The 17,354-nt window shown below is 57.5% G+C and carries 13 protein-coding genes and 2 pseudogenes; 6 read left to right on the top strand and 9 right to left on the bottom strand.

The features are described 5' to 3' along the window. Nucleotides 1–269: 269 nt before the first annotated feature. The 5 genes and pseudogenes from EDF73_RS20755 to EDF73_RS20735 form a co-directional block, all read right to left on the bottom strand. Nucleotides 270–1,226, bottom strand: coding sequence for a Dyp-type peroxidase (locus tag EDF73_RS20755; protein ID WP_132730938.1), 957 nt, complete (start codon nt 1,224–1,226; stop codon nt 270–272). A 212-nt stretch (nt 1,227–1,438) separates the two neighbouring features. After that, nucleotides 1,439–2,308, bottom strand: coding sequence for an oxygenase MpaB family protein (locus EDF73_RS20750; RefSeq protein WP_132730937.1), 870 nt, complete (start codon nt 2,306–2,308; stop codon nt 1,439–1,441). 127 nt (nt 2,309–2,435) lie between these two features. Further along, nucleotides 2,436–2,867, bottom strand: coding sequence for an OsmC family protein (locus EDF73_RS20745; protein ID WP_132730936.1), 432 nt, complete (start codon nt 2,865–2,867; stop codon nt 2,436–2,438). A gap of 96 nt (nt 2,868–2,963) precedes the next feature. Then, a pseudogene (locus EDF73_RS27780) lies at nt 2,964–3,074 on the bottom strand (GNAT family N-acetyltransferase); the annotation flags it as partial. 47 nt (nt 3,075–3,121) lie between these two features. Further along, nucleotides 3,122–4,006: a LysR family transcriptional regulator gene (locus tag EDF73_RS20735; RefSeq protein ID WP_132730935.1), complete on the bottom strand. Its 885-nt coding sequence runs from the start codon at nt 4,004–4,006 to the stop codon at nt 3,122–3,124. 113 nt (nt 4,007–4,119) lie between these two features. Here EDF73_RS20735 and EDF73_RS20730 point away from each other — a divergent pair, with 113 nt between their 5' ends. After that, on the top strand, nt 4,120–4,971 hold the full coding sequence (locus EDF73_RS20730; RefSeq protein ID WP_132730934.1) for a Vmh family MBL fold metallo-hydrolase: 852 nt from the start codon (nt 4,120–4,122) through the stop codon (nt 4,969–4,971). Between the two features lie 75 nt (nt 4,972–5,046). On the opposite strand, the gene EDF73_RS20725 is transcribed toward EDF73_RS20730, so the two are convergent. Next, entirely contained in the window at nt 5,047–6,345 is a 1,299-nt protein-coding gene (locus tag EDF73_RS20725) for a glycoside hydrolase family 28 protein (protein WP_132730933.1), read from the bottom strand. After that, entirely contained in the window at nt 6,342–7,793 is a 1,452-nt protein-coding gene (locus tag EDF73_RS20720; RefSeq protein ID WP_132730932.1) for an MFS transporter, read from the bottom strand. Before EDF73_RS20720 ends, EDF73_RS20725 begins: the two co-directional genes overlap by 4 nt. A 463-nt stretch (nt 7,794–8,256) precedes the next feature. Here EDF73_RS20720 and sra point away from each other — a divergent pair, with 463 nt between their 5' ends. From sra to EDF73_RS20705, 3 genes are all read left to right on the top strand, one after another. Beyond that, the gene (gene sra, locus EDF73_RS20715; protein ID WP_004861775.1) at nt 8,257–8,397 is read left to right on the top strand and encodes a stationary-phase-induced ribosome-associated protein; all 141 of its coding nucleotides are present in this window, start codon (nt 8,257–8,259) and stop codon (nt 8,395–8,397) included. Nucleotides 8,398–8,572: 175 nt separating this feature from the next. Then, entirely contained in the window at nt 8,573–10,270 is a 1,698-nt protein-coding gene (locus EDF73_RS20710; protein WP_132730931.1) for an NAD-dependent malic enzyme, read from the top strand. A 342-nt stretch (nt 10,271–10,612) separates the two neighbouring features. Further along, the gene (locus EDF73_RS20705; protein WP_132730930.1) at nt 10,613–12,325 is read left to right on the top strand and encodes an ABC-F family ATP-binding cassette domain-containing protein; all 1,713 of its coding nucleotides are present in this window, start codon (nt 10,613–10,615) and stop codon (nt 12,323–12,325) included. Between the two features lie 61 nt (nt 12,326–12,386). Here EDF73_RS20705 and EDF73_RS20700 read toward each other — a convergent pair whose 3' ends face one another. Together EDF73_RS20700 and EDF73_RS20695 are read right to left on the bottom strand one after the other, a co-directional pair. After that, on the bottom strand, nt 12,387–13,349 hold the full coding sequence (locus tag EDF73_RS20700) for a bifunctional helix-turn-helix transcriptional regulator/GNAT family N-acetyltransferase (protein WP_132730929.1): 963 nt from the start codon (nt 13,347–13,349) through the stop codon (nt 12,387–12,389). A gap of 192 nt (nt 13,350–13,541) precedes the next feature. After that, the gene (locus tag EDF73_RS20695) at nt 13,542–14,141 is read right to left on the bottom strand and encodes an inorganic diphosphatase (protein ID WP_132730928.1); all 600 of its coding nucleotides are present in this window, start codon (nt 14,139–14,141) and stop codon (nt 13,542–13,544) included. Nucleotides 14,142–14,398: 257 nt separating this feature from the next. On the opposite strand from EDF73_RS20695, the pseudogene adhP reads away from it, so the two are divergent. Beyond that, nucleotides 14,399–15,403: pseudogene (gene adhP / locus EDF73_RS20690) on the top strand (alcohol dehydrogenase AdhP); the annotation flags it as partial. 322 nt (nt 15,404–15,725) lie between these two features. Further along, complete coding sequence (locus EDF73_RS20685; protein ID WP_132730927.1) at nt 15,726–17,348, top strand: TIGR04028 family ABC transporter substrate-binding protein; 1,623 nt, start codon at nt 15,726–15,728, stop codon at nt 17,346–17,348. The last annotated feature ends 6 nt before the right edge of the window (nt 17,349–17,354 follow it).

Raw genomic sequence — 17,354 nt, 5'->3', positions numbered from 1 at the left:
ACTTGAGTCAGCTCCTGGGGATTCTTTTACTTGCCGCCGTCCTGCAACTCGCACTATTTAGGATATAGATAATATCTATTAACCGAGTGGATTATTTTATTGGACATACACGCGATAATGCGGTTGCTATTGACCATTAATTAGCGATGAAAATAATGGCCGCGGAATTATGTTCCCTTTTTATTTATCAGGCAATATGCCAGCCGGGCGTGGCGATGAAATAAAGTGCGGGGAAATTGCTTTCCCCGAATTTCCACAGGGTTATTCTGTTACTGCCGTGACTGATTGCCGCTGCGGGAGGATAACGACGCCATCAGCGTGGCCGACGGCACAAAAAACAGGCTACCGGTCACCGGGCGGCTGTAGTCAAGCAGGCGGTCGTAATTGCCTGCCGGGCGGCCGACAAACATGTTTTCCAGCATCTGTTCCATCGGCGCCGGCGAACGGGCATAGCCGATAAAATAGGTACCAAACTCCCCCATCCCGGGCTTACCGAACGGCATGTTGTCACGCAGGATTTTCACCTCCTCGCCGTTCTCCTCAAGCGTGGTTAACGAGCTGTGCGAACAGGAGGGTTTAACGTCGGCGTCCAGTTCAATGTTGCTCATTTTTTTGCGTCCGATAATGCGCTCCTGCTGCTCGACGGTGAGGGCGTTCCAGCCGGCCATATCATGCAAATACTTCTGAACAATCACATAGCTGCCGCCAGAAAAATCGGCATCTTCATCGCCGATGAGGGTGAAATCCGCCGCCGCCCGCCCCTGCGGGTTCTCGCTGCCGTCGACGAAGCCAATCATCGCGCGTCGGTCGAAATAGCGAAAGCCGTGGACTTCATCCACCACCGTCACCGCGCTGCCCAGTTTTTCCATCAGCTGCGCGGCCAGCTCGAAACTTAGCCCCATATCATCTGAACGGATGTGCAGTAGCAGATCGCCCGGCGTTGAGACGGCCACGCGTTCGCCGCTACCGACGCTGCGAAACGGATGCAGCTGCTTCGGCATCGGCTGGCCAAACAGCTGAGGCCAGATGTCGGCGCCAAAACCGCAGATGCAGGACAACCCGGCCTGAGGCATGCGGGTACCGACTGAGCGCACCACGGCGGCAAAATCATCGCACCAGTCGCGAACCCGCGCGAGACTTTCCGCCGAGCGCGCAACCGTGGCGACGATAAAAATGGCCGTGCGCGGCAGCGGTAAAGTTATGGCCTGAGGTTCATTAATCTGCATGGAGTCCCACCCTATTTGCGAAAATGAAAAGCGCGCGGCGGATTTAACGCTGCGCCGTTGCTGCATATAACCTATAAATAACGAGGGAATGTCAAGGAATAGAAAAAAATTAATCCATACGGCGTCGCTAAGCAGGCTGGAAATATAAGTGGCGTGGGTATTTTTCGCGCTGAATAATGGCCGGAGCGGTTTCCGGCTAGCGTCGCCGTGGGTTAATTGACCGCCATGCGCCGCATCGCGCAATGATAGGCGCCGTTGCGCACCGAAGCGCGCAGCACTCTCGCCACGCCGTGGACCGCCAGACGGGCGGTATGCCGTTGCAGAGGACTCAGCGGCAGAGACAGCATCGCCTGCGCCCACGGCGGCAGTAGATCGATTCCGGCGCGCATCAGCAGATGCCCGACGGGCCGGCTCAACCGACCCGGTAAACGGGTAGTCAGCAGCACCTTCGCCACCTCCCGCGTGCGTTCATCGCAGCGCAGACGCGGGCGCATATCGTGTAAATACTCCGCAACCTGCTGCGGGGTGACGGGGATATCCCGCGCCCCCAGACGACGGGCGATCTCGCCCGCCTCGTGGAAATATTGTTCCTGGCGGGCCTGACTCACTACCGTGCGCTTATAGCGCAGATGTGAAGCCATAAAGCTGCTGCATTCGGCCACATGAACCCAGGTGAGCAGCTCCGGATCGCTGGCGGCATAAGGCGTGCCGTCCTTGTCCTGCCCGCTGACCCGTAAGTGAATACCCTGCACTTTGGCAATCAGGCGCTCGGCGTCGACGGTGGTGCCAAAGGTCGTGGCGGAAATAAACTGGCTGGTGCGCCGCAGGCGGCCAAAGATATCTTCCCGGAAGTTGGAGTGGTCCCAGACGCCAGCCAGCGCCAGCGGATGCAGCATCTGCAAGAGCAGCGCGCTCACGCCGCCGCAGAGCATCGAGGTGAAATCGCCATGCACCTGCCAGATGGCTGACTGCGGGCCAAACAGTCCCGGCTCCCCTTTCGGATGCTCAAAGTCGATCTCTTTCAGCGCCATGCCGGTTAAGCCCAGTACCTGAGCTTCTATCATTCCACGTATGCGGGTCATTGCTGTGCCTGATTCTGTCCGTGACAGCAAAACATACCATTATTCGGCGCCGGACTCATGTGCCAGAGGTGACTTTATCGGTATAAACCGCGGAAGGGAATGCCCGTCGTTAACGGGCACCGGACGATCAAGGATTAAGCTGATAATCGAGGCTAATATCGACTTTTAACACCTGCGAAACCGGGCAACCGGCTTTGGCTTTCTGAATGATGCCGTCAAAGACATCGGCATCGATGCCCGGAAGCACAATCTGACTCTGCAACGCCACTTTAGTGATCGCAAACCCGCCGTCGGATTTGTCCAGGGTGACAACGGCCACCGTATCAATCGACGTTGCCGTGTAGCCCTCTTCGCTGAGCATCAGCGACAGCGCCATGGAAAAGCAGGCGGCATGGGCCGCGCCGATCAGCTCTTCCGGGTTAGTGCCCTTCACCCCTTCAAAACGGGTATTGAAACCGTAGGGCTGCTGGCTCAGCGCCCCGCTCTCCGTCGAAACCGTCCCCTTACCGCTTTTGAGATCGCCTTCCCAGTGCGCCTGACCTTTCTTATGAATTGCCATGAATTCGCTCCTTATTTGCCGTGAAAGGACTAAGTATAGGCCCGGATGCGGTATTCGACATGCTATTGATGAAGAATGCCTCAATCGTCACCGGCGCTATTGCTCGTCAATATTCTGACTCATACTGACACCGGTGACCCGCAAGCCGCTGACCTCATACACATGGCGGGCGCGTGAATTATCCCCGGCCACCCGCAGTTTTATCTGTGCAAACGCTCCTTTAAGCAGGCCCTCGCAGGCGTTATCCGTTCTGCTTAGCTGAGTTGCGCCAGCTGCTGCTGGACCTCGTCAAGAAACAGCGGCAGCGCGCTGGGCTGATAGTCACGTGAGAGATAGATTCCATACACGCTAAGCGCTTTCGGCGTCCAGTCCGGGAGCACCGGCTTTAGCGCACCGCTGTTCAGGGCGCGCTGCGCCTCCAGCTCCGGCAGCATCGCAATGCCGCAGCCGGCCACCGCGGCTTCCAGCAGCAATGAGGAGATCCCGGCGCTCAGGTTGCCGGAGACCGCCACGGAGACGGTTTCGCCCTGCGGATCGCTGAACTGCCAGGTTGGCGTGGCGAAATGGCTGTAGTGCAGGCAGTTATGCCGGGTCAGATCCGCCAGCGTCTGCGGCTGTCCGTGCAGCTGCAGCCAGCGCGGTGACGCGCACAGCACCGAACGGCAGACGCCGAGCCGGCGGGCAATGGCCCCCGGCTCCGGGTTGTCGGTAATCCGAATCGCGACGTCTATCCGCTCGCCGATCAGACTCACCGGATGGTTATTGATATCCAGCTCCAGACGCAGCTGTGGATAGCGGGCGAGGAAATCCGGCAGCAGCGGCGAAATCAGCTGCATGGCCGTAAAGTGGGCGCAGGCGACGCGCAGCGTCCCGCTGGGCACCGCGCGCTCGGTCTGCCCGGCGATTTCGTCAGACAGCTGCGTCAGACTGCGTGTTTTTTGCAGCACCTTTTCCCCGGCGGCTGTTAAGGTAAGCTTGCGGGTCGAACGGTGTATCAGCCGGGTTCCGGCCCAATGTTCCATCTGTTCCAGATAGCGGCTGACCATCGGCCGCGACATCCCCAGCGCGCGGGCTGCCGCGCTCAGGCTCCCCAGTTCGCAAATCCGCATGTAGACCTGCGCGGCGATAATTCTGTCCATTCCTTGTTTCCATCTGCACGTTTTATGAAACTCAGCATCTCTTTTTTCAGGAATTTTCGCAAATCAGGAAGTACGTACAATAGCGCTATTCATCTGACATTGAGAAAAACACCATGAAATTATCCGCCCTTGCCATCGCCGCCGCGCTGTTCAGCAGCGCCGCTTTTGCCGCCCCTTTAACACTGCAGACCTATAACCCGCAGGATAAAGGCATTTTCGCCGTCAACTCGACGCTGGCCTCCGGCCCGCATGAGGCGGTGCTGTTTGACGCGCAGTTCAGCGTTAAAGACGGCGAGAAGCTGGTGGAGATGATCCGTAAAAGCGGCAAAAAGCTGACCCGCATCGTCATCACCTCCGGCGACCCGGACTTTTACTTCGGCCTTGAGCCGCTGGTGAAGGCCTTCCCGCAGGCAAAAATCGTGGCGACCTCCGAGGTGGTTAAGCACATTGAGGCGACCAAATCGGCAAAACTGGCCTTCTGGGGCCCGCAGATGAAAGACGGCGCGCCGAAGCAGCTTTATACGCCGCAGGTCATCGAAGCTAACGCCTTTACCATCGACGGTGAGAAAGTCCAGATCCTCCAGCCGCAGCGCTATGCGGCCTTCGTCTGGATCCCGGCTAATAAAGCGATCCTCGGCGGCACCGGCGTGGCCTGGGGCATGCACGTCTGGACCGCCGACACCCAGAGCGCGGAAAGTCGTCAGCAGTGGCGCACCACGCTCGACGACATGGCCGCCCTGCACCCGCAGCAGGTGATTCCGGGCCACTATCTCGGGACGCCGCCGGCCGGCGATCGCGCGATTGTTTTCACCCGCGACTATCTGCAGCAGTTTGAGCAGGCGCTGAAAGCCCATCAAGATTCCGCCGGAGTGATTGCCGAAATGAAGCAGCGCTGGCCAAACCTGGCGGAAGAGAGTTCTCTCGAGCTCAGCGCGAAAGTGAATACCGGAGAGATGAAGTGGTAACAAGCGTCGCCTGCAACTGACCCGGGGCCTGACAACGTTCAGGCCCCGGGTTGAGGCGCCGCCTGCCGCGCTGGGTTACTGAATTTTCACATTTCGGGCGTTAATCACCTTAATACCGCGATCGTCGTCGTGAAAATGCCCTTCCGTGGGCTCCGTATTCCAGGTCTCCAGCAGCCGTTCTTCAGGCGCCAGCGTGTAGCTAAAGTTTCTGATGCGCACATTGTCGATCGGCGCTTCCGGTAGCCCGACAATAAACGCGGCGCTGGAGAGCACGTTGGTCGCCAGCACATTCTCAATCTGGATATCGCGGATGTGCGGCGTCATTGCGCTCAGCGGCTGCGGCCGTTCGGAAAGCGTTACCTCGCGTTCATGCGCCAGCACGCCAGGGGCAAAATATTGACCGATCACAATCGGACACCAGCAGCCATCCATCGTCAAATCGCGCAACGTGATGTTTTTAATCGTACCGCCTCGTCCACGCCGCGATTTCAGGCGAATCGCCCGCTGGGTACCTTCGAAAACGCAATCGCTCACCGACACATTTTCAATCCCCCCCGCCGTTTCCGAACCAATGGCGATGCCGCCATGGCTGGCGAGGATACGACAGCGGCGCGCCGTGACGTTGCGGGTGGGTCTGTTGATGCGCAGGCCGTCCGCCCCCGAGCCGGATTTTAAGGTAATCGCATCGTCACCCACATCCAACAGACAATCCTCGATCGTAATATTCTCGGAAGAATCCAGATCGATGGCATCGGTATTGATGGCATCGGCCGGATTGAGGATTTTCACTCCGCTGATGACGATGTCACGGGAATAGACGGTATGCAGGGTCCAGAACGGGGAGTTCTGCAAGGTGATCCCCTGCAGGCGAATCGCCGAGCATTTCCAGAACTGAACCAGCGGCGGGCGCAGGAACTGGGTCTGAGGACGCCCGCCGCCGCCGGGGCGAGAACGGTAATCCGGATTCAGCGCCGCCAGCTGCAGCTCCCAGCTTTCCCGTGGCGCCTGGCGGTCCTCCTCTTCAATCTGACGGAACGTATCCCACCACCACTGACCGGCCCCCTCAATCACCCCCGCCCCGCGAAGGGTAATGTTGCAGGCATCCGCGGCGTACAGAAGCGGATGCAGCGCATAGCATTCGATCCCCTCCCAGCGCGTCCAGACCGGCGGGTAGAGCTGCGGGTCGGCAATAAAGCGGATCGTTGCCCCAGCCTCCAGGGTGAGGGTCATATGGCTGTGCAGGGTCAACGGCCCCGTCAGCCAGGTCCCCGGAGGAAAGAGAATCTCTGCGCGCTGCTCCTCGCTGGCCGTCCGGGCGGCCTCGTCAATCAGGGTCTGCAGGTCGGTATTGTCGCTGGCAATATAGGTGGTCATTTTTTTACATCCCAAATTTCATCATAAGCGTAGCCGGTGAGATCCTCGACGATGGCCCGGGTTCTCGGGTCTACGTCCTCTTTGGCGCCCCCCTGCTGCAGGCGGTCCATCTCGGCCTTAACGACCTTGTGGGTTTGCGGATTCAGATTGAAGGTGCGAATCAGATACAGGGAGTAAATCAGGCAAATGAGCGGAATAAAAATAAATGCGGTCATGATAGCCATTTGTGCCGCGGGCGTTTGCACCGCCAGCGATTTATCAAATCCGCCAAATGCGAGGATCCAGCCAATAATCGCCGAGCCGATCGCGCCGGTTAATTTACGGGTAAAAGTCTGGCAGGCGGCAAAGGTTCCTGCCCGCAGCTTGGTGGAAACCAGAGTATCAACATCCGGCACCAGCGGAATCACGTTCCACACCGTATATTCCATCGTCTGGCGGCCAATCTGGAATAAGGCTGACAATATCAGAATGGTCACAAAGGCCGCGCCATCGGAGAGCTGAATATGAAAGACATATAGCCCCAGATAATAAATGAGGACGGCGATCATCAGCGAAAATGCCATTGACCACAGCCATTTCGGCCCGAATTTAAACATAAAAAAGGTGGCGATCGGCACCACGATCAATCCAATAATAGAGAGCGACGAAGCGGTCTGCGCCATCCCCTGCGACAGACCCAGGATAAATACGACGTAGAAGAAAAAGGCGGTATTGAAACAGTCCTTCGCGAAGTAGGATACAAAATAGATAACACAGGTTCGGCGGCAGGCTTTGGTTCTCATCACATGAAGATATTCATTGATAGAGTAAATAATATTTTTCGACCGCTGCTCTTTAGCGCTGTTCTCGAACGCTGCAACATATCCTGGGGAAAACTCCCAGGTTGTCAGCCAGGTAATGACGGTTCCGGCAAACAGAACAATGCCAAACACAATCCCGGAAATGGTGTAGGCCTGGGCGCTATCGCTGCCCAGCATCGCCAGCAGCACCGCCGGCAAACCGGTGACGGCGAAGGTGCCAAAGGCGGAGACAAACATCCGCACGGAGCTCAGCTTCACCCGCTCGTGCGCTTTATCGGTCATTTCCGTAGCGAGCGTTTCATAGGCAATATTATTAAACGATTGGGCGGTATCAAGCAGGAACAGCACCACGAAATACCACAGATAAGAGCCGACATGGACCGTAAACAGCAGCGGAAAACAGATTAAGGTGAGCGTCGCGCCGATCAAAAATAAAATATGCCGGCGCCCCAGTCTACGCCCGATTGCCGTGCGGAAGAGCTGATCGGAAACGCCGCCAATCACGCCACAGACGATCATATCCAGTATTTTCAGCGCGAATAACATGGTGCCCACCACCCCGGCATTTAACCCCGCCCAGGTGCTGAGGAATATCATCAGGTAAGAGCCGACCAACGTTCCCCATGCCGACCCGTTGAGATCGTTCATGGCATAACCTAAGGAGCGCAGCAGCGTAATCGGTCTTTTTCTATATACGCGCAACTCCTCATAATTAATCTTTTTCAATTTATTGTCCTTTTTATTATATTCCCCATTAATAACGCCCGGCGAGGGCGCTCGGTACAGCACTCATCAAGGTAATGTTTATGCCTATTATCACAATTACGTAATTTCACTAACTGGTTGTGAAAATTAATAATTGTGCGGGAGATAACAAAAAGCCGCCGCGGGGAATGGTGATAAATTTCGCCGGGTTAAGGGCCGCTTCGGGCGTTATTTGCCGCTCAATAATCACGGTCCCGGCATAACATTTGCCCGCACAAGGTTGCCATGGGCGGAAAAATAGACCACCATACATAGCGCGGTACCGATAACGTATCGTTCTTAGGGTTACATTTCGTCCGGCAACGCCGGGCTTGTCCTTGAAACAGAACTGGATTAAGGAGTAAGAATGAAATCGAACCATCAGGCACGTCATCTTCTCGGTCTGAACTATAAGCTTTCCCAGCAGAAAAAAGTGGTGCTGGACGGCGATGTGGAAACGACGATTAACCACGCCCATGCCACCGGCCGCAAGCGCCGCGCTGGCTAATATTTCAGCTGAGTGATGATAAAAACACCGTCCTTGTATCAGGATGGTGTTTTTTTAAGACAATCTCCCCCTCTTTGATAACAACTGCTCTATACTCTGCCCCGCTGCATTCCCTGCCAGCCCGCACGCCTATCGCCGCGCTCGGGTCTGAAGTGAACATCAAGGAGTTAGTGCGATGCAATTCACCCATAAGAAAAACCGTTCTCTGTATATCCCCTACGCTGGTCCCGTTCTGCTCGAATTTCCCCTTCTCAACAAAGGTAGCGCCTTCAGCATGGAAGAGCGCAGCAGCTTTAACCTGCTCGGCCTGCTGCCAGAAGTTGTTGAAACAATAGAAGAACAAGCTGAACGCGCATGGATCCAGTATCAGGGGTTTAAAACTGAGATCGACAAGCATATTTACCTGCGCAACATCCAGGACACCAACGAAACCTTGTTTTATCGACTGATTGGCAACCATCTCGATGAGATGATGCCGGTCATTTATACCCCGACGGTCGGCGCCGCCTGCGAACGCTTCTCTGAGATTTACCGCCGCTCCCGTGGCGTGTTTATCTCCTATCAGAACCGGCACAACCTCGACGATATCCTGCAAAACGTGCCGAACCACAACGTGAAAGTCATCGTGGTCACCGACGGAGAACGTATTCTCGGTCTGGGCGACCAGGGTATCGGCGGGATGGGGATCCCGATCGGTAAGCTTTCGCTGTACACCACCTGCGGCGGTATCAGCCCGGCCTACACCCTGCCGATCGTGCTGGACGTGGGGACCAACAATCAACAGCTGCTCGACGATCCGCTGTATATGGGCTGGCGTCATCCGCGCGTGACCGACGACGAGTATTACACGTTCGTCGATGATGTTATCCAGGCGATTAAGCACCGCTGGCCGGATGTTCTGCTGCAGTTCGAAGACTTCGCGCAGAAGAACGCGATGCCGCTGCTCAACCGCTACCGCAATGAAATCTGCTCGTTTAATGATGATATCCAGGGCACCGCGTCGGTGACCGTGGGTACGCTGATTGCCGCCAGTCGCGGCGCGGGCGGGCAGCTGAGTGAGCAAAAAATCGTCTTCCTCGGCGCCGGTTCCGCCGGCTGCGGTATTGCCGAGCAGATCATCGCCCAGATCCAGCGCGAGGGGTTAAGCGAAGAAGAAGCCCGTCAGCGCGTGTTTATGGTCGATCGTTTCGGTCTGCTGACCGATGGGATGCCGAACCTGCTGCCGTTCCAGAGCAAACTGGTCCAGAAGCGGGAAAATCTGCAGCAGTGGGACACCACTAACGAGGTCCTTTCCCTGCTGGATGTCGTGCGCAACGTCAAACCGAATATTCTGATCGGCGTTTCAGGTCAGCCGGGGCTGTTCACGGAAGAGATTATTCGCGAGATGCATAAGCACTGCCCGCGGCCGATCGTGATGCCGCTGTCGAACCCGACCTCCCGCGTGGAGGCCACGCCACAGAATATTCTTAGCTGGACCGACGGTGAAGCGCTGGTTGCCACCGGCAGCCCGTTTGCGCCGGTTATGCTGAAAGATAAGCAGTACGTCATTGCCCAGTGCAACAACTCCTATATTTTCCCCGGCATCGGCCTCGGCGTTATCGCCTCCGGCGCGTCACGGGTCACTGACGACATGCTGATGGCCGCCAGTGAAACGCTGGCGAAACACTCCCCGCTGGTGAACAACGGCGAAGGCCCGGTGTTACCGGAACTGAAAGACATTCAAACCGTATCGCGGGCTATCGCCTTTGCGGTCGGCAAGGTCGCGCAGGAGCAAGGCGTGGCGGTGAAAACCTCGGCAGAAGCGCTGTTACAGGCGATTAACGATAACTTCTGGTTACCGGAGTATCGCAACTACCGCCGGACATCGATCTGATTGATCTCCAGCGCTAACGGGCCTGACAGCAGGCCCGTTTTACTTTCCGCGGCGCCCACTATCTTTAGCGGCTAGCCAAACCCCCGTTCTGCTTCTACACTGCCTGCACCTGACCACTTGCTGAATAAAAAAGGAGGACCCCAATGCCGTTACGTGAAATATCTATTTTTTCACTGACATTTGGTCATCGTACCCGCTCAAGCGTTATCGGTATCGTGCTGCGATAACTTCAGCTTGAGCGAAGACCAACGACCTTAATTCTCTTCCCTCGGGCTTACCGGGTTATCGTCAGCGATGTTTGACGAGGCATTTTCATGCCTGTAACTCTTGAGTAAGTTCACTATGAGCACATTATTAACCGCGCAATCTCTGCATGTTGAAACGGCATTCGGTCCGCTGTTCACCGACCTCTCCCTGACCCTAAAACAAGGCGACCGTATTGGCCTGATCGGCTACAACGGTTGTGGCAAAAGCACCCTGCTGCAGGTGCTGGACGGTACGCTGACGCCAAACGCCGGGAGCATTGCGCTGGCGCACCATTGCCTGCTGGCGCGGGTTGAGCAACATTTACCCGACGCGCTACGGCAGCAATCGCTGGTTCAGGGGGTTCTGGCGCGCCTTCCCGCCGCCGGACGGGAGCATCAGCGCTGGCAGGCGGAACGTCTGCTGGCGGAAATGGGGTTTAGCCCCGCGGAATTCACCCGGCAGGCCGCGACCCTGAGCGGCGGGCAGCATACCCGGCTGCTGCTCGCCAGGGCGTTAATTCAGCAGCCCGACCTGCTGCTGCTGGATGAACCCAGTAATCATCTCGATCTCCCGACCCTGTTGTGGCTGGAAAGCTTCCTGCAAACCTGGCAGGGGAGCTTCGTTCTGGTGGCGCATGATAATCTCTTACTGGATGCTGTAACTAATAGCAGTTGGATCCTGCGCGACAACACCCTGCACGCCTTCTCTCTTCCCTGCAGCGCCGCCCGTCAGGCGCTGCAGGAGCAGGATGCAAGCGATGCCCTGCGGTACAAGGCTGAGCAAAAAGAGATCGACCGCGTTACCGCCAGCGCCCGACGGCTGGCGACCTGGGGACAGGTTTATGACAACGAAGATCTCGCGCGCAAAGCTAAACAGATGGAAAAACAGGTCACGCGCCTGAAGGAGAGTCAAACCGAGCTGAGCGCCGGAACGCCGTGGCGGCTGGCGTTGCACGGTGACGCCCTACGCGCCGATCGTCTGCTGGAGATGGAACAGCTGCCGGTCCCTCCGGCGCCGGGGCTGCCGGCTCTGTTCACCGCTGAGCTGGCGCGCCTGCGCAGCGGCGATCGGGTGGCGATTATGGGCCGTAACGGCGGGGGGAAATCATCGCTACTGCGCCTGCTCTGGCGGCAGATACAGCAACCGGTCGCCGACGAGGGGCTACGTCTGCATCCGCGTTTAAACGCCGGATACTATGACCAGTCGCTGCATCAGTTGAAAGACAGCGCAACCCTGCTCGAGGCGCTGGAAGCCTTCGCCGCCGCCCCGGAAGTGCGCAAGCGGGCGCTGATTTCCGCCGGTTTCGCCTGGAGCCGTCACGGCCAGCGGGTCAGTACCCTCAGCGGGGGCGAACGCTCCCGGCTGCTGTTTGTCGGCCTGTCGCTGGCGCGCTATAGCCTGCTACTGCTGGATGAACCTACCAACCACCTGGATATGGAGGGCAAAGAGGCGCTGGCCGCCTCACTGCGGGACTACCCGGGCGGCCTGCTGCTGGTCAGCCACGATCGCCAGCTGATCGGTCAGAGCTGTAACCGCTTCTGGCTGATTGATGATGCCGGGCTGAGCGAATGGCCCAGCGCCGACGACGTCTATGCCCGTCTGCGTAGCGCCGCTCGCCGGAGCGGAGCGCCAGCGCCGATAGCGACGATCGTGGCGCAGGCCGAGGATAACGATGCGCTTCTGGAACGGTTAATCGCCCTGGAACAGCGGCTGGCAGACGATATCATGCGTAAGCCGAAGCACCAGAAGCCCCAGCTACAGGCGCAATGGCGCGAGGAGATCGCGGCAATTCACGCCCGTCTGAGTTAAGCCCCACCGCCGGCTAAGGGTTGTACCTTAGCCGGATTGGTTTTCCGGGCGCGGCTGCGGGTCAGGCGCCGGGTGTCGCCGGTCCCCGTCGGCTAAATTGCTGCTCGGTCATCATCATTCCCCATTGCTCGCCCTGCCACTCTTTATGCAGCGTAAAGCCGAAAGATTCATAGAGCCTGCGGGCAGCGTTCAGGCCGCTGAAGGTCCAAAGCTGAACGGCGGAAAACTCAGCGCGATCGCAAAAAGCCATCGCCTCTCTCAGCAAACGTCTGCCGACCCCGTTTCCCCGACAGCTGTCATCAAGAATAAACCAGCGCAGATGGGCCTCATTGTTGCCCAAATCCTCGCCATCAATAGCCACCGAGCCGACGATTTCCCCGCCCTGTATAGCCAGCCAGATTTGATTACGCTCGCCCGCCAGTCGGGCAGCGAACTCCGCCAGCCCGCTAGCCACCTTGCCTTCAAAAAAATGGCCAAACCCATGGTGCCGCGCATAATACTCGCCGTGCATCTGCGCGATGCGGCCAATCATGCCAGGGCGATAGCCGGTGACGATCTCAATGCTTTTTCCCTCAGCGGAAAGCGGCTCACCGCGACACTTCTCCAGCGCCTGCGCGTAGGTCGTCAGCCCTTGCGCCACGCCGTTCTGCTGCGCGGGGTCAAGATGCGCAAGGGCAGTCGCCACCCGCATCGCCGCGTAGTCGTTAATCCGGCTCACGGTCCGCCGCCCTTTCTCCGTCAGCTCAAGCTGTTTCAGGCGCCCGTCGTTAACGACCGGCTTTTCCTGCAGCTCTCCCGCGGCGAGCAGCCGGGAGAGCATGCGACTGACGCTCGATTTCTCCAGGCCAAGAAGCTGAACCAGCTGGGCGGCGGTCATCGCGCCGCGAACCGATATCTCCAGCAGCGTGTGTACCGCGGAAGGCGAATAATCGGTTGCCGCCAGCGTCGTATGCATAAATCCGAGTTCACGGACCATCAGGCGTGAAGCGCGGCGTATTTCGTTAATCAGTGCGGTATGAGTCATAGGATTGGGGACAGAATAATTTATAGTTGTATAATACAACCATCATCCCTGGCGTGCTGTCAACCCGGGGCGCCGGCCGCCCCGCTGGCGTTTTACACCGGTAACGACGGCTTTAATGAGGATGAAAATTGGCAAGATGGGCTGGAGGCAGAAATAAAAAATAACAGGCGCCCGGTGACGCCCGTTTTTATTTTATTGCGGACTTTTCTCTTTCCAGGCATCCCACGCCTGTTTGATCTCCTGCTTCGCCGTTTCGGCATCGTTAAAGCCGTTCAGCTCCACTTTTTTCCGGCCGTCCGGTAATTGCTTGTAAACGCGGAAAAAGGCCTGCAGCCGCTCCTGCTCCATTTTCGGCAGATCGCTGAAACTTTTGATGTCATCGTAGGTTGGGTCGATTTTGCTGGTCGGTACGGCGATGATCTTATCGTCTTTCTCTCCACCATCGATCATCTTCAACACCCCGATCGCCCGCAGCTTAATCAGCGTGCCTGGCGCCATCGGCGCGCGCGTATAAAACACCACGTCCAGCGGATCGCCATCCCCGGCCAGCGATTGAGTCAACGAACCGTAGTTTGCCGGATAGGCGACCGGCATAGACTGGAAGCGGTCGGCAATAATAAACCCGGTTTTGGCGTCGGTTTCATACTTGATGATACCGCCCGCCGGGATTTCGGTAACCGCATAGAACTCTTCCGGGTTGTTATCCGGCTGCGGAAAATCCAGCACGTTATGGGCCTCGGCGGCGGCGGAGAGAAAAAGCATAGCGGCGAGCGCTGTTTTTACCAGATGCATTGGATTATCACTCTGTTGTTATAAGAAATTTGCCAGCTACAGCCTGCCATTAAGTCATGAAAGGAATATGACCATCACATTTCATCAATATTAACAGCCACAACATTGAATAATGTTCGAGTTTTGCACTATTAGTGCTTAATAACACCACATATACCACTACAAAACTTGCATTATCCATCACAATGACCAACTCTTAATGAGTATTATTAACAAATAAGCACCACCACTTTTTCCTCAAATTTCAAGGAGTAGATATGAAGGCTGCCGTTGTCACCCACGATCGCCAGGTCAATGTGACGGAAAAAACGCTGCGTCCGCTGCAACATGGAGAGGCGCTGCTGAAAATGGAATGCTGTGGCGTGTGCCACACCGACCTGCACGTGAAAAACGGTGATTTTGGCGATAAAACCGGGGTCATCCTCGGTCATGAAGGGGTCGGCATCGTTCAGCAGGTGGGGCCGGGCGTCACCTCTCTGAAGCCTGGTGACCGCGCCAGCGTGGCGTGGTTCTTTGAGGGCTGTGGGCACTGCGATTACTGTAACAGCGGCAACGAAACGCTGTGTCGCTCGGTAAAAAATGCCGGCTATAGCGTTGACGGCGGTATGGCCGAAGAGTGCATCGTCACCGCCAACTACGCGGTAAAAGTGCCTGATGGGCTCGACTCCGCGGCGGCCAGCAGCATTACCTGCGCCGGCGTCACCACCTATAAAGCGGTGAAGGTCTCGCATATCAAACCGGGACAATGGATTGCCATTTACGGTCTTGGCGGTCTCGGTAACCTGGCGCTGCAATATGCTAAAAACGTCTTTAATGCCAAAGCGATCGCCATTGACGTTAACGATGCGCAGCTGCAGCTGGCCGCTGAAATGGGTGCCGATCTCACCATTAACTCCCGCAACGAAGATGCCGCGAAGCTTATTCAGGAAAAAACCGGTGGGGCACACGCCGCGGTGGTCACCGCCGTCGCGAAAGCGGCGTTCAACTCCGCCGTTGATGCCGTACGCGCCGGTGGACGCGTTGTCGCCGTCGGCCTGCCGCCGGAAGCGATGAGCCTCGATATTCCTCGTCTGGTGCTGGATGGCATCGAAGTGGTGGGTTCGCTGGTCGGCACCCGTCAGGATCTGACCGAAGCTTTCCAGTTTGCCGCCGAAGGGAAAGTGGTGCCGAAAGTCACGCTCCGCCCGCTGGGCGATATCAACGCCATCTTTAAAGAGATGGAGCTGGGGCAGATTCGCGGCCGTATGGTTATCGATTTCCGCCGCCGATCGTCGCGGTCTCTCCGGCTACCGGGAGGCCGTTTTCATCATCTTAAACGCACCGACTAACCGCACAATGATGAAATGGCTGGTTTCCGTTGATAGCGCCATACTCCGCGTGGCAGGCAGCAGGTAAGCGAATCCCGATGAGCTGACTCCGGTAAGCATTTCGGGTGAACGAATGTCGTCAACCAACCGCAACCCGAGGTATGGCGGATACAGGCGGCAAATGCCTTTTCCGCAAATGCTTAGCGCAATTCCTTGGTTCCTTTGTCAATATCCGCGCCCGATGATGGCAAGACAATAGATAACAAAGGAATTCACCATGCAAAGCCGTTTTCGCCTGCCCGCGCTGGCAGCCCTTTTTTTATCAGGCGCTTTTTCCGTCTGGGCCGCCGACACGCCGGTCAAGGGCGGAACATTAATCTACCTGGAGCAACAGCCGCATACCAACCTCTACCCGCCGGCCGGAGGCTTTTACCCCAACGGCGGCGTGCTGAATCAGATAACCGATAAGCTGACCTGGCAGAACCCGAAAACGCTGCAGGTCGAGCCGTGGATCGCTGAAAGCTGGACCACCAACGCCGATAAAACCGAATACACCTTCACCCTGCGCCCCGGGGTGACCTTCTCCGACGGCACCCCGCTGGACGCCAACGCGGTGGCCAAAAACTTTGATACCTATGGGCTGGGGAATAAAGCCCACCGTCTGCCGGTGTCCGAAGTCATCAACAACTACGACCATAGTGAAGTCATCGATCCGTTAACGGTGAAATTCTACTTCAAAAAACCCTCCCCCGGCTTCCTGCAGGGCACGGCCACCATCGGTTCCGGGCTGGTTTCCCTCAGTACGCTGGCGCGTAATTTTGAAGAGCTCGGCGACGCGCGCAATATCATCGGCTCCGGCCCATTTACGGTAAAAGAGGAAAAACCCGGGCGCGAGCTGACGCTGGTCGCGCGTAAGGATTACCAGTGGGGGCCGAAAAACCTGGCACAACAGGGCCCCGCCAATCTCGACGGGATTACCTTTATCGTCACGCCGGAAGATAGCGTGCGTATCGGCGCTTTACTGGCCGGCCAGGCCGACTTCATCCGCCAGGTGCAGGCCTACGATGAGAAACAGGCCACCGACCAGGGCTTCACGATTTACGCCGCGCCAACCCGCGGGGTGAATGACAGCCTCAGCTTCCGCCCGGATAACCCGCTGGTTTCCGACCTGCGCGTGCGCCAGGCGCTGCTGCACGCCACCAACGCCAGACAGGTGGTCGATACGCTATTCTCCGCCAACTATCCGCAGGCGACTTCCGCCATCGCCAGTAGCGCGGCGGGATACGTCAACCTCAGCGACAAGCTGACCTTCGATCAGGCGAAATCCAGACGACTGCTCGACGAGGCCGGCTGGAAACCGGCGGCCGACGGCATCCGGGTCAAAGATGGCCAGCGCCTGGCGCTGACGGTCTATGAATCTCTGCCGCAGCCGCAAAACAAAGAGGTGCTGCAGCTGATTGCCCAGCAGTGGCGCCAGGTCGGCGCGGCATTGAGCGTGAAGGCGGGCGACGCCGGCAGCCGCACCCTCGATAGCCTTGACCCGCTGAAGACCCCGCTGACCGTTTCCGAGGTCGGCCGCGCCGACCCGGACGTGGTGAAGAGCATGTTCTTCCCCGACAACCGCGACGCCCTGCTGCAAAAAGGCGGCTCCAGCGACAAAGTCCACACCTTCCGCGACGATAAGCTTAACGATCTGCTGAGCGCCATTTCCGCCGAGGTCGACCCGCAAAAACGGCTGCAGTTAACCGGCGACGCCCAGCGCTATCTGCTGGATAACGCCTACGTGATCCCGGTCTTTGAGGAGCCGCAGGTCTTCGCCGGCGCGCCGTGGGTGAAGGGCGTCAATTTTGAAGCGGTCGGCCGACCATCGTTCTACGGCGCCTGGCTGGAAAAGCATTAAGGGGGA

The organism is Klebsiella sp. BIGb0138, from assembly GCF_004342285.1.
In the GTDB taxonomy this organism is placed as follows: Bacteria; Pseudomonadota; Gammaproteobacteria; order Enterobacterales; family Enterobacteriaceae; genus Klebsiella.
Note: the sequence above shows the minus strand (reverse complement) of the source record. Positions and strands in the feature narration are given on the sequence as shown.

What these genes read in the sequence shown, in the direction of transcription:
- EDF73_RS20685 (WP_132730927.1), top strand. Translation starts at nt 15,726, where the DNA reads ATGCAAAGCCGTTTTCGCCTGCCCGCGCTGGCAGCCCTTTTTTTATCA.
- EDF73_RS20700 (WP_132730929.1), bottom strand. Translation starts at nt 13,349, where the DNA reads ATGACTCATACCGCACTGATTAACGAAATACGCCGCGCTTCACGCCTG.
- EDF73_RS20755 (WP_132730938.1), bottom strand. Translation starts at nt 1,226, where the DNA reads ATGCAGATTAATGAACCTCAGGCCATAACTTTACCGCTGCCGCGCACG.
- EDF73_RS20745 (WP_132730936.1), bottom strand. Translation starts at nt 2,867, where the DNA reads ATGGCAATTCATAAGAAAGGTCAGGCGCACTGGGAAGGCGATCTCAAA.
- EDF73_RS20710 (WP_132730931.1), top strand. Translation starts at nt 8,573, where the DNA reads ATGCAATTCACCCATAAGAAAAACCGTTCTCTGTATATCCCCTACGCT.
- EDF73_RS20735 (WP_132730935.1), bottom strand. Translation starts at nt 4,006, where the DNA reads ATGGACAGAATTATCGCCGCGCAGGTCTACATGCGGATTTGCGAACTG.
- EDF73_RS20705 (WP_132730930.1), top strand. Translation starts at nt 10,613, where the DNA reads ATGAGCACATTATTAACCGCGCAATCTCTGCATGTTGAAACGGCATTC.
- sra (WP_004861775.1), top strand. Translation starts at nt 8,257, where the DNA reads ATGAAATCGAACCATCAGGCACGTCATCTTCTCGGTCTGAACTATAAG.
- EDF73_RS20730 (WP_132730934.1), top strand. Translation starts at nt 4,120, where the DNA reads ATGAAATTATCCGCCCTTGCCATCGCCGCCGCGCTGTTCAGCAGCGCC.
- EDF73_RS20695 (WP_132730928.1), bottom strand. Translation starts at nt 14,141, where the DNA reads ATGCATCTGGTAAAAACAGCGCTCGCCGCTATGCTTTTTCTCTCCGCC.
- EDF73_RS20725 (WP_132730933.1), bottom strand. Translation starts at nt 6,345, where the DNA reads ATGACCACCTATATTGCCAGCGACAATACCGACCTGCAGACCCTGATT.
- EDF73_RS20720 (WP_132730932.1), bottom strand. Translation starts at nt 7,793, where the DNA reads ATGAACGATCTCAACGGGTCGGCATGGGGAACGTTGGTCGGCTCTTAC.
- EDF73_RS20750 (WP_132730937.1), bottom strand. Translation starts at nt 2,308, where the DNA reads ATGACCCGCATACGTGGAATGATAGAAGCTCAGGTACTGGGCTTAACC.